Source organism: Promicromonospora sp. NPDC060204 (assembly GCF_042728455.1).
In the GTDB taxonomy this organism is placed as follows: domain Bacteria; phylum Actinomycetota; class Actinomycetes; order Actinomycetales; family Cellulomonadaceae; genus Promicromonospora.
In genome coordinates, this window is the sequence record NZ_JBHWZO010000030.1 from 20,772 (window position 1) to 34,802 (window position 14,031).

Annotated in this window: 12 protein-coding genes; 3 read left to right on the forward strand and 9 right to left on the reverse strand. The window is 71.1% G+C overall.

Going from position 1 to position 14,031, the window contains the following annotated elements:
* Positions 1 to 93: 93 nt before the first annotated feature.
* The 8 genes from ACFWEJ_RS06445 to ACFWEJ_RS06480 all read right to left on the reverse strand — a co-directional run bounded on the left by ACFWEJ_RS06445 (position 94) and on the right by ACFWEJ_RS06480 (position 10,329).
* Positions 94 to 1,863 carry an ABC transporter ATP-binding protein gene (locus ACFWEJ_RS06445; RefSeq protein ID WP_377228367.1) on the reverse strand — a complete coding sequence of 590 codons (1,770 nt, stop codon included), beginning with the start codon at positions 1,861 to 1,863 and terminating at the stop codon, positions 94 to 96.
* A 112-nt stretch (positions 1,864 to 1,975) separates the two neighbouring features.
* On the reverse strand, positions 1,976 to 4,303 hold the full coding sequence (locus tag ACFWEJ_RS06450; protein ID WP_377228368.1) for a PQQ-dependent sugar dehydrogenase: 2,328 nt from the start codon (positions 4,301 to 4,303) through the stop codon (positions 1,976 to 1,978).
* Positions 4,304 to 4,425: 122 nt separating this feature from the next.
* Positions 4,426 to 5,475 carry a ThuA domain-containing protein gene (locus ACFWEJ_RS06455; RefSeq protein ID WP_377228369.1) on the reverse strand — a complete coding sequence of 350 codons (1,050 nt, stop codon included), beginning with the start codon at positions 5,473 to 5,475 and terminating at the stop codon, positions 4,426 to 4,428.
* A gap of 115 nt (positions 5,476 to 5,590) precedes the next feature.
* On the reverse strand, positions 5,591 to 6,385 hold the full coding sequence (locus tag ACFWEJ_RS06460) for an ABC transporter ATP-binding protein (RefSeq protein ID WP_377228370.1): 795 nt from the start codon (positions 6,383 to 6,385) through the stop codon (positions 5,591 to 5,593).
* Positions 6,375 to 7,127 carry an ABC transporter ATP-binding protein gene (locus ACFWEJ_RS06465; RefSeq protein WP_377228371.1) on the reverse strand — a complete coding sequence of 251 codons (753 nt, stop codon included), beginning with the start codon at positions 7,125 to 7,127 and terminating at the stop codon, positions 6,375 to 6,377. The genes ACFWEJ_RS06460 and ACFWEJ_RS06465 overlap by 11 nt, the downstream gene beginning before the upstream one ends.
* Positions 7,124 to 8,227 (reverse strand): branched-chain amino acid ABC transporter permease, encoded by a 1,104-nt coding sequence (locus ACFWEJ_RS06470; RefSeq protein ID WP_377228372.1) that lies wholly within the window; start codon positions 8,225 to 8,227, stop codon positions 7,124 to 7,126. Before ACFWEJ_RS06470 ends, ACFWEJ_RS06465 begins: the two co-directional genes overlap by 4 nt.
* Positions 8,211 to 9,095 (reverse strand): branched-chain amino acid ABC transporter permease, encoded by an 885-nt coding sequence (locus ACFWEJ_RS06475; protein ID WP_377228373.1) that lies wholly within the window; start codon positions 9,093 to 9,095, stop codon positions 8,211 to 8,213. The genes ACFWEJ_RS06470 and ACFWEJ_RS06475 overlap by 17 nt, the downstream gene beginning before the upstream one ends.
* A gap of 4 nt (positions 9,096 to 9,099) precedes the next feature.
* The gene (locus ACFWEJ_RS06480) at positions 9,100 to 10,329 is read right to left on the reverse strand and encodes an amino acid ABC transporter substrate-binding protein (RefSeq protein WP_377228374.1); all 1,230 of its coding nucleotides are present in this window, start codon (positions 10,327 to 10,329) and stop codon (positions 9,100 to 9,102) included.
* Between the two features lie 141 nt (positions 10,330 to 10,470).
* On the opposite strand from ACFWEJ_RS06480, the gene ACFWEJ_RS06485 reads away from it, so the two are divergent.
* A complete protein-coding gene (locus tag ACFWEJ_RS06485; RefSeq protein ID WP_377228375.1) occupies positions 10,471 to 11,505 on the forward strand; it encodes a LacI family DNA-binding transcriptional regulator in 1,035 nt (344 codons plus the stop codon).
* Positions 11,506 to 11,641: 136 nt separating this feature from the next.
* Here ACFWEJ_RS06485 and ACFWEJ_RS06490 read toward each other — a convergent pair whose 3' ends face one another.
* A complete protein-coding gene (locus ACFWEJ_RS06490; RefSeq protein ID WP_377228376.1) occupies positions 11,642 to 12,916 on the reverse strand; it encodes a sialidase family protein in 1,275 nt (424 codons plus the stop codon).
* Between the two features lie 177 nt (positions 12,917 to 13,093).
* On the opposite strand from ACFWEJ_RS06490, the gene ACFWEJ_RS06495 reads away from it, so the two are divergent.
* Together ACFWEJ_RS06495 and ACFWEJ_RS06500 are read left to right on the forward strand one after the other, a co-directional pair.
* A complete protein-coding gene (locus tag ACFWEJ_RS06495; RefSeq protein WP_377228377.1) occupies positions 13,094 to 13,456 on the forward strand; it encodes an ArsR/SmtB family transcription factor in 363 nt (120 codons plus the stop codon).
* A 1-nt stretch (position 13,457) separates the two neighbouring features.
* Entirely contained in the window at positions 13,458 to 13,958 is a 501-nt protein-coding gene (locus ACFWEJ_RS06500; RefSeq protein WP_377228378.1) for an SRPBCC family protein, read from the forward strand.
* The last annotated feature ends 73 nt before the right edge of the window (positions 13,959 to 14,031 follow it).

Genomic DNA, 14,031 nt, shown 5'->3' on the forward strand with positions numbered 1-14,031 from the left:
GGCTGGGTCCGACCAGCCCACTGACTCGGCGTCGCCCATGAGCCGAGTCAGTGGGTGTGTCCGACCAAGTCGCTGACTCGGCGAGAAAGAGGGTCAGCCTGCCTGGGTCTCGTGGAGCGTCGCGTAGCGGCCGCCGTGGGCGACCAGGTGGTCGTGCGTGCCCTGCTCGACGATCCGGCAGTGCTCCAGCACGACGATCCGGTCGGCCTGGCGGATCGTGGACAGCCGGTGCGCGACGACCAGCGTCGTCCGCCCGCGCATGAGGCGGCCCAGGGCCTCCTTGACCAGGGTCTCCGACTCGGTGTCCAGCGCGCTGGTCGCCTCGTCCAGCAGCAGCACGCGGGGGTCGCGGACCAGCGCGCGGGCGATCGCGATGCGCTGCCGCTGCCCGCCCGACAGCCGCGCCCCGCGCTCGCCCACCACGGTGTCCCAGCCGTCCGGCTGCGCCTGTACGAACTCCAGCGCGTTGGCGTCCCGCAGCGCGGCGCGCACGACGTCGTCCGAGGCGTCCGGCAGGCCGTAGGTGACGTTGTCGCGGATGGTGCCCTCGAAGAGCACCGACTCCTGCGGCACCACCGAGACATGGCGGCGCACCGCGCGCAGATCCAGCTCCTGGGCGTCGACGCCGTCCACGAGCACGCGGCCCGACGTCGGCCGGATGAAGCCCAGCACCAGGTTGAGCAGCGTCGACTTGCCCGAGCCGGACGAGCCCACGAAGGCCACCGTCTGGCCGGCGGGGATCGTGAGGGTCACGTCGTCCAGGGCGTCCTCGTCGGCGCCGGGGTAGCGGTGGTGCACGTGGTCGAGCGTGAGCTCGCCGGCCACGGCGTCCACGGTGCGGCGGCCCTCGTTCTCCTCCAGGTCGGGCTCCTCCAGCACCTCGGCGATCGAGCGCACCGACTCCATGCCGCGCGCCGTGACCGGCAGGAGCATGAGGAGCTGGGTGAGCCCCTGCGTGAGCAGCGTGAAGTAGCTGGAGAGCAGCACCACCTCGCCGGCCGTGACCGGCAGCAGCCCGGTCAGCGAGAAGACGGCGGCGAGCGCGAGGCACGTGACACCCAGCAGCTGCATGGTCACCCAGGAGAGCGACGCGACGCGGCCGTTGAGCATGTCGAGGTGCAGGCCCGCGCGGCGGACGCCGTCGGCACCGGCGGCCAGGCGTGTGACCGCCGTCTGCTCCAGGCCGTGGGCCCGGGTGATCGGGATGAGCGAGGCCATCTCGCCCACGCGCGAGGCGAAGCCCTCAACCTCCCGCCGGAACCGTTCGTTGCGGTCCCGTGAGCGCCGCGCCGTGAACCAGCGCAGCCCGAGAGCAAGCGGCACGGCCAGCAGGTAGACGGGGAGGAACTGCGGCACCTTCAGGGCCGTCATCGTCACGGCGCCCACCAGCACCATGAGCGAGGAGAGCAGGGGATGGGTGACCTGCTGGAGCATCGTCTCGATGTTCTCGACGTCGCGCACCACCTTGGACTGCACCACCGACGAGCTGGCGCGCGAGTGGTACCCGATCGACAGGCTCTGCAGCCGGGCGGCGAGCGCGTTGCGCAGCCCGGCGCCGGTGTCGCGCACCACCGTCATGAAGCTGCGCGTGTAGACCAGGTGGTTGGGGAAGTTCTGCAGCAGCAGGACGGCGGCGACGGCGAACCAGACCAGCACGTCGCGCACCTCGCCGCCGGTGGCCACGATGTCGATGACGGCTGCCGTGACCACCGGCAGGAACCACATCGGGATCTCCTTGACGGTGAACGCCGCGACGGCCACGGTCATGCGGCCGGGGCGCCGGGCGAGCAGTCGCAGGATCGACCGTGCGGGCTTGGTGCTGTCGATGCGGATCGGGGCGGTAAGCGCTTTCTCGGCAGCCATGCCGCACATGCTATCCACCCCCGCCCCCCGAACCGCTGAGTGCTGGCTATCTGCGGGCTTCCGGACCGGAAACCCGCAGATAGCCAGCACTCAACGATGTCGCGGGGCGGGGTCAGCGGGTCATGAGGCGGTACTGGGCCGCGACCTCCCTCGGCGTGATCGCGCGGTCCAGGAGCTGGATCGTGTCCATGCGGCAGTTGCAGGGGTTCCGCTCCTGCGTGTCCTGCGGGAAGCTGCCGCCGATCTTGATGCCCCGCGGCGTCGTGGCCGACGTGCCGGTGCCGTCCACCTGCCACGGGTCGCCGTCCACCACGTAGAAGCCGGGCACCCGCTCGCCGTTGCGGTAGAGCGCCATCTTCCCGGTCGTGTAGTCGAACGTCGCGGCCAGGTGCACCCACTCGTCCTGCGGCAGCAGGGTGCGCCAGTCCTCGCTCGCGGCGAACGTCTGCGACGCGCCGCCGTCGAGCCGCCGGCCCAGCGCGACCAGCCGCAACTCGCCGTCCACCTGGATGATCTCCAGCAGGGCGCGCACGCCGTGCCCGTCGGAGTCGCCGCTGAGCAGGCCCGCCAGGCCCACGGCGTTGTAGTAGTCGTCCGGGTTCGCGGTGGTGGTGTTCGGGCTCGGGTTCTGGCCGGTCATCTTGACCCAGCCCATGACCGTCGCCCCGTCCACCCCGTTGAACGCCGACAGGGTGCTGACCCCGTTCGCGTTGTAGACGCCCGCCTTCCAGTCGTCGTTGCCCGCCGTCAGCGGGTTGATCTGGCCGAGCTGGATCGAGTTGTTGCTGCCCGGGTAGGCGCCGTCCGCCACCCGCATGCCCTCCCCGCCGTTGATGAGGTTGAGGTAGGTGCGCGACAGGCCGCGGTCGATCTCGACGGCGCCGTCCTGCTGGAACGGGTGCTCGAAGTCGTAGAAGCTCACCGAGTTCTGCTCCAGCGAGCGCGGCACGTCCTTGGGCACCGGCGCGTGCACGGTGTCCACGATCTTCCAGATCTTGCCGTTCGCCTTGGCCACCAGGTACAGGTCGCCCGACGCGTCGCGGCCCATGCGCAGGTCGGCCCGCTCGTCGCCCGTGAAGTCGGGCATCCGCTTGCGGGTGCCGTCGGTGTCGTACAGGGCCAGCTCGTACATCTGCGCCTCGTCGCGGCCGCGCCGCATCTGCGACTCCTTGGCGTAGAACACCCGACCCTCGACCAGGTCCGTGAACAGGTACTTGCCGTTCAGTGCCGGCAGGTCGCGCCCGCGGTAGACGAAGCCGCCGCTGATCGCGTACCCGCTGTCGGCCGTGCACGACCAGCCGGGCGGCGGGTCGTGGTCGTACGCCACCACGGGATAGGTGAAGCCGAGCTCGTCGTCGTTCTCCGGCAGCGGGTACAGGTTGCAGCGGTCGGCGGCGTCGAAGACGTACCTGCCCTCCCGGTTGCCCCAGCCGAAGTTGTCGCCCGCCTCGACGTCGTACACGGCCTCGATCGCGTGCTCGCCGATGTGCCCCAGGAACATGCGGCCCGTCTTCGTGTCCCAGCTGAACCGGTGCGGGTCGCGCATGCCGATCGCGTAGATCTCGCCGAGCGTGCCCGGCTCGTCCACGAACGGGTTCGACGCCGGGATGCCGTACGCGCCGCCCGGCCCGTTCGTGCCCGCCGGGTCGATGCGCAGGATCTTGCCTGCGGGCGTGCCCCGCTGCTGCGGCACGCCCGTCCCGACGCCGATGCCGCCGTCGCCCACCGCGAGGTACAGGAGGCCGTAGTCCTCGTCGCCGGGTTCGGCGGTGGGGTTGAAGTCGATCTGCTGGATCGCGTGCACCTGACCCGCGAAGCCCAGGCGCATCACCTCGCGGCTCGTCCCGGAGAACACGTCGGCGTCCGGGTCGTCCGCCACCCACTCCGTGACCACCGCGTGCAGGAACGTCGGCGTCTGCGCCGGGTAGGTCGTGGGGTCGGACGGCGGCCCGGCGTTGCCGGGGCGCTCGCTGTGCACCGTGTAGAAGGTGCCGTTGTGCTCGAAGTCCGGGTGGAACGCCGCGAACCCGAACCCGCTGCCCATGCCGCGCCCGGAGAAGAACTCCGGCGCGAACCGCGCGGCCACGTCCAGGTACACGCGCGGCTCGCCGTCGCGCACGAAGTACAGCGGGCCGTTCAGGTCCGGGACGTACGTGCGGCCCGAGCCGTCCGGCAGCTCCCCGATGCCGTTGATGCGCGCGTGCCGCATCAGCCGCCGGTCGACGGGCGCCGGGATGGGCTCCGTCTTCGGGAACTGTGCGTACTCCTCCAGGACCAGGCCGATCGTCGACTGCTTCTCCTCGGGGGCCGGGTCCTCGATCGGGTCCCCGACCGGGGCCGCGGCCGCGGCGTCAGTGGCGGGAGCCGCCGCCGTTGCCAGCGCCGCCGTGGCCAGCGTCGCCGTCGTCAGCCCGGCCAGGGCGGTAGCGGTGATCGCCACCGCGGCCACCGCTGACCGCCATCTTTGTCTGGTGCGCATGGTGCCTCCTGAATGTCGTCGTCGTCATTGCGGAGCGCTGTGCGTTGCGGGTGCTGCGTGATGCCGTGATCGACGGGCCGGACCTACCGACAGAAGGGCTGCTCGCCGGCCGCGCTGAGGATGCCGCCCACCACGTGGGTCTTGAACGAGTCGGCGCCGGGCAGCGTCGAGTCAGCGGTCCACGCGGCCGGGTCGTGGCCCAGCGAGGTGACCCACGCGCGACCGCCGTCGTAGTACTGGCACCAGGAGACGGGGTGCTCGCCCGCGTGCCCGGGGTGCCCGTTGAAGCCGGTGCCGGAGCCGATCGTGTCCGTGTCGACCTCGGCGAGGAAGCGCACGCCCGTGGGGAACGGTTCGAGGTTGTACCACTCGTCGCGGAAGTCCCACCGGCGCGGCAGGTCCTTGGTGGAGGCGTCGCGGCGGTCGACGGTGAGCACCTGCCCGTCGCGGTGCGGTCCGTGGTCGTAGAAGTTGGCGCCGCCGAGCAGCCCCTGGAACCACGGCCAGTGGTACATCGCGCCGAGCGTGTTGTGCACGGCCACGAACCCACCGCCCGAGCGGACGTACTGCAACAGGGCCGTCTGGGACGCGTCGTCGAGCATGGTGCGGGAGTTGCTGAGGAACACCACGGCGTCGTACGGCGCGAGCTTGGCCGGGGCGTCGAGCTGGCGCACGTCCTCGGTCCAGTCCACCTCGAACCCGTACTCCTGCCCCCACCGGATCACGGCGTTCTGCGCGACGTGCGCCGAGGTGAGCGGCGGGTTCATCCCGGCGGGCAGCAGCGGCCCCAGGTGGGCGTGCCGCGAGACGCCGGTCGCGGTGAAGACCAGCACGCGCACCCGCCCGTCGGTGGTGCGCGGCAGGTCCCAGTCGTTGTAGCAGGCCGGGTCGGTGCCGCGGCAGACGCCGTAGTCGGCCACCTTGTCCTGGTAGGGATCCTGGCGGCCCGCGGACGACGGTGGCCCGCCGCCCTGCGCCGTCGGACCGGACACGGCCCCGCCGGACGATGCGGGCGCCCCTGACGTGGCCGGCGCGAGGTGCAGCCCGGCAAGCAGCGCGGCAAGGATCGCGAGGCCGAGCACCACCTGCCCGGCACCGCCGAGCGAGTTCCCAAGCCTGGTTCTGAGTGACATGACAGTTCTCCTTTGAACAGCCAACAGTCAGCCCACCTCGTTGAGTGCTGGGTATCTGCGGCCGAACGCGGCCCGGAGCAACAAATACCCAGCACTCAACGGGAGGGGGTGGGTTTTACGAGACCTCCCTTGGGCGGCCGCCCAGGTAGAGCTGGGCCAGGCGGGGGTCCGCGAGGAGGTCGGGGGCGGGGCCCGTGATGTGCACGCGGCCCAGGTCGAGCACGCAGCCGACGTCGGCCGACTCCAGCGCCCGCCGCGCGTTCTGCTCCACGAGCAGCACGGCCGTGCCGGCGTCGCGCATGCGCTGCACCTGCTCGAACACGACCGCAGTCGCCTTGGGGTCCAGCCCCATCGACGGCTCGTCCAGCAGCACCACCTTGGGCCGCACCATGAGCGAGCGGGCGAACTCGACCTGCTTCTGCTGCCCGCCCGACAGCGCGCCCGCCAGCGCGGACCAGCGCTCGCCGACCAGCGGGAACAGCTCCGTCACGAAGTCCGTGCGGGCCTCGACCTCGGACCGGTCGCGCACGGTGTAGGCGCCGAGCAGCACGTTCTCGGCCACCGTCATCTCGGGGAAGACGCTGTGCCCCTGCGGCACGTGCGACAGCCCGGCGGCCAGGAGCTGCTGTGGAGTGCGCCCGGTGACGTCCACGCCGTCGACCACGACCTGACCGGCGCGCGGCTTGAGCAGGCCGCTCGCGACCTTGAGCACCGTCGACTTGCCGGCGCCGTTGGGGCCCACGAGGCAGACCACGCTGCCGGGCGCGACCGTCACGGACAGCCCGCGCAGGACGAGGGCGGCGCGGCCGTAGCCGGCCTGCACGTCGGTCAGGCGCAGCAGGGTTTCGGCCGCGGGGCCGGGTCGGGCGGCCGGTCCGGCCGCCGCCTGGGGTGCGAGTTCAGACGCCAAGGTAGGCCTCCAGGACCAGGGGGTCGTCCTGCACGACGGCGGGGGTGCCCTGCGCGATCGGCCGACCCCGGTCGAACACCACCACGTGGTCGCTCAGGCCCATGACCAGCTCCATGTTGTGCTCGACGATGATGAAGGTGCGGCCCTCGGCGTTGAGCTCGCGCACCAGGTCGGCGATGCGGTCCACGAGCGCGGGGTTCACGCCGCCGGCCGGCTCGTCGAGCATGATCGTGTGCGGGTCGCCCATGAGCACGCCAGCCAGCTCCAGCAGCTTCTGCTGGCCGTAGGAGATGTCGCGCGCCTCGGCGTGCTCCAGGTGGTCGATGCCGACGCGGGCCAGCAGCTCGCGGGCCCGGGCGACGTCGTCCGGGTTGCGCATGCCGCGCAGCCGCTCCAGCAGGCCGTGCGGCTGCACCGCGACCAACACGTTCTCCAGCACCGTGAGCCGCGGGAAGACGCGGCAGAGCTGGAAGCTGCGGCCGATCCCGGACCGGGCGATCCGGTGCGGCGCGAGCCCGGTGATGTCGCGGTCGCGGTAGGCCACCGTCCCGGCGTCCGGCTTGATCATGCCGGTGACGCAGTTGAAGAACGTCGTCTTGCCGGAGCCGTTGGGCCCGATCAGAGCGTTGATCTGACCGTCGTGGAACGCCACGGAGGCGCCGTCGACGGCGCGGACGCCGCCGAACGACTTGGTCAGGCCCTCGGCGCTCACGGATGCGGTGCGCACGGAACCGGTGCTCATCGGTTCGCCTCCTCTGGTTGCTTGTCGCCGCGTTGCTCGTCCTCGCGCTGCCGGGCGAGCTCCTCGGCGCTCACCTCGCGGATCGACGCCGCGCGGCGGCGCCGGTTCAGGAACGAGGTCAGGGCCGGGATGACGCCGTCGGGCATGAACAGGACGACCAGGCCGAGCAGGATGCCCGTGGCGACCAGGTGGAACTGCGTGTCGCCGTACTGCGACTTGAACACCTCGACCGCGTACCCGACGACGACGGCGCCGAGCAGCGGGCCGAACAGGCTGCGCACCCCGCCGAGCAGCGCCATGAGCACCATGTAGGTACCGACCAGGATCGAGAACTGGAAGATCGGGTCGAGGTAGCCGAACCACAGCGCGTACAGGCCGCCGCCCAGCGCGGTGAAGAAGGCGCTGGTCACCAGGGCGGTGAGCTTGTACGCGAACGTGGGCACGCCGAGGGCCTGCGCCTTGTCCTCGTCCTCGCGGATGGCCTTGAGCCCGGCGCCGAGCCGGGAGCGCTCGATGGCCCACCAGGTCAGCAGGGCCAGCGCCAGCAGCACGGCGTGCAGGTAGAAGAACCGCTCGTGCTGCTCGGGCCGCAGCACGTCCGGGCCGAACGGCCGGGGCACGCGCAGCCCGCCCGAGCCGCCGGTGAACGTGTGCCAGCTCTGGAACGTGAGCTGCAGGATGAGCACCAGGGCGATCGACACGATCACGAACGAGGCGCCGCGCACCCGCAGCGACGCGATGCCGACGGGGATCGCGATCAGGGCCACGATCAGGGCCCCGACCACGAGCGCGAGCCACGGGTTCAGCCCGGACCGCAGGATCAGCAGGGCCGTGGCGTACCCGCCGAGGCCCGAGTAGGCGGCGTGGCCGAGCGAGATGTAGCCGGTGAAGCCGCCGACCAGGTTCCACGAGGTTGCTAGCACGGCGTAGCTCAGGATCACCACGCCCACGGACAGGATGAACGGGTCGGGGGCCAGCGACGGGAACAGGAGCACGACCACCACGAGGGCGAGCAGGGCGGCGATCCGGACCGCGCGCGCCGTCGTCGGGCCGGACGTCGTCGGGCCGGAGGCTCTGGTACCGCTAGAAGCGTTGGGCAAGGCGACCTCCGAAGAATCCCTGCGGGCGGATCATGAGGGTCACGAACAGGGCCAGGTAGAACACCGTCTGCGCCCAGGTGGTGCCGAGCGGCACCTGCAGCAGGCTCGCGGCGACGCCGAGCAGCAGGGCCGCGATGGCGGCGCCGGGGATGCTGCCCAGCCCGCCGACGACGATGATCGCCATGAGCGGCCCGATCCAGTGCCAGTGCAGCGACGGGTAGATCGTGTAGTCCAGGGCCAGCGCGGTCCCGCCGATCGCCGCCGTGGCCAGCCCGAGCCCGAAGCCGAGCCCGGCCACGCGGTCGGTGTCGATGCCGATCAGCCGCGCGGCCTCCGGGTGCTGGGTGGTGGCCCGCAGCGCCCGGCCGAACGACGTCCGGCGCAGGATCAGGTACAGCGCGCCCAGCGACAGTGCGGCCAGGCCGAACGCGATGAGCTTCACGACGGCGATGCTGACGCCCGCCACCTCGATGCTCGTGCCCGAGTAGCCGAGCTGGATGCGGCGCTGCGTGCCGGTCCAGACGAACCCGAGCAGCCCCTCGATCGTCAGCGCGACCGCGAACGTGAGCAGCACCGACATGGTGGTCAGCGTGATGGGCCGCAGCCGGGACACCAGGAACCGCTGCATCCCGTACCCGACCACGAAGAACAGCGGCACCGTGACGACCAGGGACAGGAGCGGGTCGATGCCCGTGCGCTCGTGGAAGTACCAGGCGAGGTAGGCGGCCAGGATCAGGAACGCCGAGTGGGCGATCATGACCACGCGCATCACGCCGAAGTACAGGGTCAGGCCGGCGGCCAGGAGGGCGTAGAGCCCGCCCAGGAGGACGCCGAGCACCAGGCTCTGCGCGAGCAGGGCACCGGTCATCGGGTCACCACGCGGGCTTCGGGTGGACGAGGTCGGCTTCCTTGACGTCTTCGGGCAGCACGATCTTGATCTCGCCGTCCACGTACTGCTGGATCAGGTGCGCGCTCTGCGGCCGCCCCTGCGCGTCCCAGCTCAGCGCGCCGACGACGGTCTCCACCTCGTTCTCGTGGAGCCACCCGATCAGCTGCTCCTGGCACTCCGGGCTCGGGTCGGCGCAGCCCACGGCCTCGACCGCCGCCGCGACGACCTGGCCCGTGGTCCAGGCGTTCGCCTCGTCCTCGGCCGGCGGGGCGTCGTGCTCCGCGGTGTAGAACTCGACGAACTCCTCGTTGGACGGGTAGGGCGCCGTCGGCGTGTACCCGGTGGGTGCGAGGATGCCCTCGGTCTTGTCGCCGATCGCCGCCGGGAACTCCGCGTTCGTCGGCGCGCCGGAGATCGCCGCCATCTGCGGCTGGTAGTCCTGCTGCTGCAGCGCGACCACGAGGTTCACGCCGTCCTGGTACTGCGACCCCACGATCAGCAGGTCCGCCTTCGAGTCCGCGATCTTCGCCGCGATGCCGCTGAAGTCGGTGGTGTTCGGCGGGTACACCTCGTCGACCACCACCTCGATGCCGGCCTCCGCGAGCTGGTCGCGCAGTCCGTACGCGGTGCCCTGGGCGAACGGGTCGTCCATCGAGGCCACGGCGATCGTCTTCGGCCGCTCGTCCTCCGGCAGGGCCAGGATGTACTCGGACAGGTGGTCGTAGTGGTCGTCGGCGATGGCCGGCGCCGCGTAGAACAGGTTGTCGAAGCCCTGCTCGAAGACCTCCGCCGCGGCGCCCGCCGGCTCCACGAACAGGAAGCCGTAGTCCTGGGCGACCTGCGCCGCCGGCACCACGAGCCGGGTCGAGAACGGCCCGAAGACCAGGTCCACGCCGTCCTGGTTGATCAGCCGCTCGTAGTCCGAGGCGACGCGGTCCGCGTTCGACTGGTCGTCGACGATGACCAGCTCGACCTGGCGGCCCAGCAGCCCGCCGTTCTCGTTGATGTGCTTGGCCCAGGCCTCGTAGCCGCGCTGCACCCCCTTGCCCGGCTCGGCGAAGTCGCCCGTCAGGGGCAACGAGACGCCGACGACGATCGGGTCGTCGGGGCCGGCGGCCTCACCGCCCTGCTCCGGGCTCGCCAGACAGGCGGACAGGGACAGTGCCGAGGCCGCGGCGATTGCCGCTACCGTCAGGCGTCGGGTTGCTCTCATGGTCCACTCCCTTGTGGGTCCACATCATTGTGGGCAAGCGCTTCCGTAACCGCTTACGGCACTCTAGGAACTGGGACGCTGTGTGACAAGGGTGTTGGCACCATCCATTACCTGTCGCTTTACCTGTGGCGAGGAGATTCGATGCGCAAGCACACCGCCGGGCTCCGCCTGGTCGACGTCGCAGAGCACGCCGGCGTGTCCATCGCGACCGCCTCCCGGGCGCTGTCCGGGGCCGCCGGAGTGTCCGAGGCCCTCGCCGAACGGGTACGCGCGGTCGCGGCCGAGCTCGGCTATGTCGCGAACGTGCACGCCCGCTCCCTGGCGAGCGGCGCCAGCCCGTCCGTCGGGCTCGTGGTGCACGAGATCGGCGACCCGTACTTCGCCGAGATCGCCAGCGGCGTGCTGGAGGTGGCCGGCGCCCACGGCCGCATGGTCCAGATCTGCCACACCGGGCGCGACCCGCACGCCGAGGTGGCCCAGCTGCGGGCGCTCGCGGGCGCGGGCGTGGGGATCATCGTCGTGGCCGGCTCCGGGCACCTCGACCGGGAGGTCCAGGCGCAGATGAAGGCGCAGGTGCAGGCCTTCGAGGCGTCCGGCGGGCGGGTCGCCGTCATCGGCCGGCACCCCCTGCTCGGCGTCGACGCCGTGGTGCCGGCCAACGTCGCGGGCGGCCGGGCCATCGCCGACCACCTGCTCGGCCTCGGCCACCGGCGGATCGCCGTCGCGGCCGGGTCGCGGCGGCTGGCCACCATGGCCGACCGGCTCACCGGCGTCGAGCAGGCGCTCGGCGCGCACGGCCTGCGGCTCGCGGACCTGCCCGTGGTCGAGGCGGCGTTCACGCTCGACGGCGGCAAGGACGCCGCCCGGCAGATCCTCGACGCCCACCCGGACGTCACGGCGATCCTCGCGCTCAACGACGACATGGCGGTCGGCGTGCTGTCGGTGCTGGGGGAGCGGGGCGTCTCGGTGCCGGGAGACGTCTCCGTGACCGGGTTCGACGACGTGACGGTGGCCGGCCACCTCTCGCCCGCGCTGACGACGGTGCACCTACCGATGAAGGAGATGGGGCGGCAGGCGCTGGAGCTCGCCCTTCTGCCGCGGGCCGCCCGCGCCCGCCGTCGGACGGCGGAGCAGCGGCTGATGGTCCGGGCGTCGACGGCGCCGGTGCGGGGCTGAGGCGGCGCCGCGCGGAGGTCGCTCTCCGGGGCCGGAGGGGTAACGGAGACGGAGCACTGCTACCTCTCCGTTACCCCTCCGGCTGTGTGTGCGTTGCGTCGACAATGTCTACGCACAGCAACACACCTTGGGGGTGTCAGGCCGCCGGCGTGATGATCCAGCTCGGGTCGAACCGGCGCAGCACCACGGCGCACGGTGATTCAAGGTTCAGGTTGCGCAGTGTCGGGTTGGCGACCTGCACCCTACGGGCTTCGACGAGTGCCAGGACGATGCCGCTACCCGTCGAGGTCAGCGCGGAATACCCGCCCTCGCGCAGGTTGCCCACCTGGTCCCCTTCGCTGGCCAGAGGGTCCTTGCTCAGTGGCTGCTGATAGGCACGCCAGGTCTCACCGTCGTCGGCGCTCGCGCGCAGCGTCATCACGTAGCGGTTGTCACGTGTCGAGCTGTTGGAGTTGAGGTGGATGAGGTACGGGTTGCCGTTGTACGTGTGCGAGATCTGCGCGCCATGGCTGCCGGGGTCGATGATCTGCGTGCGCCAGTGCTCCTCGCCGAACATCTGCCAGTCACCCGGGTTGCCGATGGCCACGCGGCGGGCCATGGGGAAGCCTCGGTCAAGCTCCCAGTTCGTGGCGCGGTAGTTGAGAATCAGCTGTCCGTCCGAGCGCTCCGCGACGGTTCCTTCGCCGTAGGGGTGTGGACGCTCCCCCTTGTCGTTGACGTACAGGCCGTTGGGAACGTCGTGGTTGACCCAGTCCCCGCCCGGCTCCTTGATGATCAGCCGGCCGCGTGCCGGCACGACCAGCGAGCCGTCGGCGCGCTGGATCCCGTTCCCGGGCCCGATGAAGTCGTTGTCGGTTCCCGGTCGGTCGAGGTCGGGCCGCGCCACCGGAGCGGTCCAGGTCGCACCGTTGTCGTCCGACGTCGCGATGTAGAGCTTGGGATCGACCTCCACAAGCTCGCCGGACTGGCGGCGCAGCATGAAGCAGTACAGCCGGCCCGTGATCCGGTCGTGCACCAGGGTGGGGTTGGCCCAGCAGTCGAGGCTGGCCCCCGCGAGCGTCGACGCGACGCTCCAGGTCAGGCCCAGGTCTGTGGACCGGCGCATCAGCAGGTTGAAGTTGCCGCTGTCATCGAGATTGTGGTTCGGCCGGCCCTCGACGACCGCGATGACCACGCTCGTACCCGGGATCGCCAGGATCGCCGGGATCCGGCACGAGTGGTAGTTGCCGTTGCCGCTCTCCTTGGGGATCGACGCGGCGCCCGCCTGCGCGTCCCCGAAGAGCATCTTGCTCTCCATACCGTCCGGGTCGAGGGCGAACGCCCGTTGCGGGGACGCCACCCCCGCTCCCGTGAGTCCGAGCGCGGCCACACCGGCCGCTCCACCGAGAAACATCCGACGCGAAAGCGTCATGCCACATCCCTCACAGACCTCGTTGGAAGACGTCGGCCGGGCAGATCGTGCGCGGCCGACCGGGCACAACGGTGCATGCCGCGCCAATGGGGCGTCAAGGAAAGGTGCGGAACGATGAAAGCACCGTCCCGCGTGTGCGCAAGTTGACGCATGCCGATATAGGTATATGTTTGAGCCATGGCACGAGCAGCGACCACGACCGACGCGTTCAACGCGGTGGCCGAGCCGCGCCGTCGCGAGATCCTCGACGCGCTGTCCGGCGGTGAGCTCGCGGTGGGCGACCTGGTCGCGCTGCTCGGGCTCGCCCAGCCGCAGGTGTCCAAGCATCTGCGGGTGCTGCGGGAGGTGGGGCTGGTGGACGTGCGCGACGACGGGCGCCGCCGCCTGTACCGGGTCAACGGCGCGCCGCTGCGCGCCGTCCACGACTGGGTCTCCCGCTACGAGCGGCTCTGGAACGAGCGGTTCGACCTCATGGACGACGTGCTCGACGAGCTCGAGACGCAACCACCGACCGACGCAGGAACAGGACAAGGAGACTGACATGACCACCACGACCAAGGGCAGCGCCGTCCTGACGCTCCCGACCGACACCGAGATCCTGGTCACCCGGGAGTTCAACGCGCCGCGGCACCAGGTGTGGCGGGTGCTCACCGAGCCCGAGCTGATCAGGCGCTGGTGGGCCGGGCAGCGCGGCACCGTGACCGAGGCGACCGTCGACCTGCGCGTCGGCGGTTCCTGGCGGTACGTGATGACCGCGAACGACGGCTCCGAGGTCGCGTTCCACGGCGAGTACACCGAGATCGAGGCCCCCGGGCGCATGACGCACACGGAGGTGTTCGAGGGGATGCCCGACGGCGACTCCGAGCCCAGCCTGAACCACTACACGCTCACCGAGCACGACGGTCGCACCACCCTGATGGTCCGCACGATCGTCTCCAGCCAGGAGATCCGCGACATGATCGTCGGCTCCGGCATGGAGGGCGGCATGCAGGAGGGCTACGACCTGGTCGAGGAGCTGGCCGTCGAGCTGGCGGCCGCCTGACGAGCCGCCGTCCGCCACCGCTGCTTCACTCACCTTTGAGGCCCGGGTTTCTTCGCTCTGAGATGGGTCAGAG

Bases quoted from the DNA above. Each gene is read 5' to 3' on its own strand.
- ACFWEJ_RS06480 (WP_377228374.1), bottom strand. From the start codon at position 10,329: ATGAGAGCAACCCGACGCCTGACGGTAGCGGCAATCGCCGCGGCCTCG.
- ACFWEJ_RS06445 (WP_377228367.1), bottom strand. From the start codon at position 1,863: ATGGCTGCCGAGAAAGCGCTTACCGCCCCGATCCGCATCGACAGCACC.
- ACFWEJ_RS06475 (WP_377228373.1), bottom strand. From the start codon at position 9,095: ATGACCGGTGCCCTGCTCGCGCAGAGCCTGGTGCTCGGCGTCCTCCTG.
- ACFWEJ_RS06495 (WP_377228377.1), top strand. From the start codon at position 13,094: ATGGCACGAGCAGCGACCACGACCGACGCGTTCAACGCGGTGGCCGAG.
- ACFWEJ_RS06490 (WP_377228376.1), bottom strand. From the start codon at position 12,916: ATGACGCTTTCGCGTCGGATGTTTCTCGGTGGAGCGGCCGGTGTGGCC.
- ACFWEJ_RS06455 (WP_377228369.1), bottom strand. From the start codon at position 5,475: ATGTCACTCAGAACCAGGCTTGGGAACTCGCTCGGCGGTGCCGGGCAG.
- ACFWEJ_RS06465 (WP_377228371.1), bottom strand. From the start codon at position 7,127: ATGAGCACCGGTTCCGTGCGCACCGCATCCGTGAGCGCCGAGGGCCTG.
- ACFWEJ_RS06485 (WP_377228375.1), top strand. From the start codon at position 10,471: ATGCGCAAGCACACCGCCGGGCTCCGCCTGGTCGACGTCGCAGAGCAC.
- ACFWEJ_RS06500 (WP_377228378.1), top strand. From the start codon at position 13,458: ATGACCACCACGACCAAGGGCAGCGCCGTCCTGACGCTCCCGACCGAC.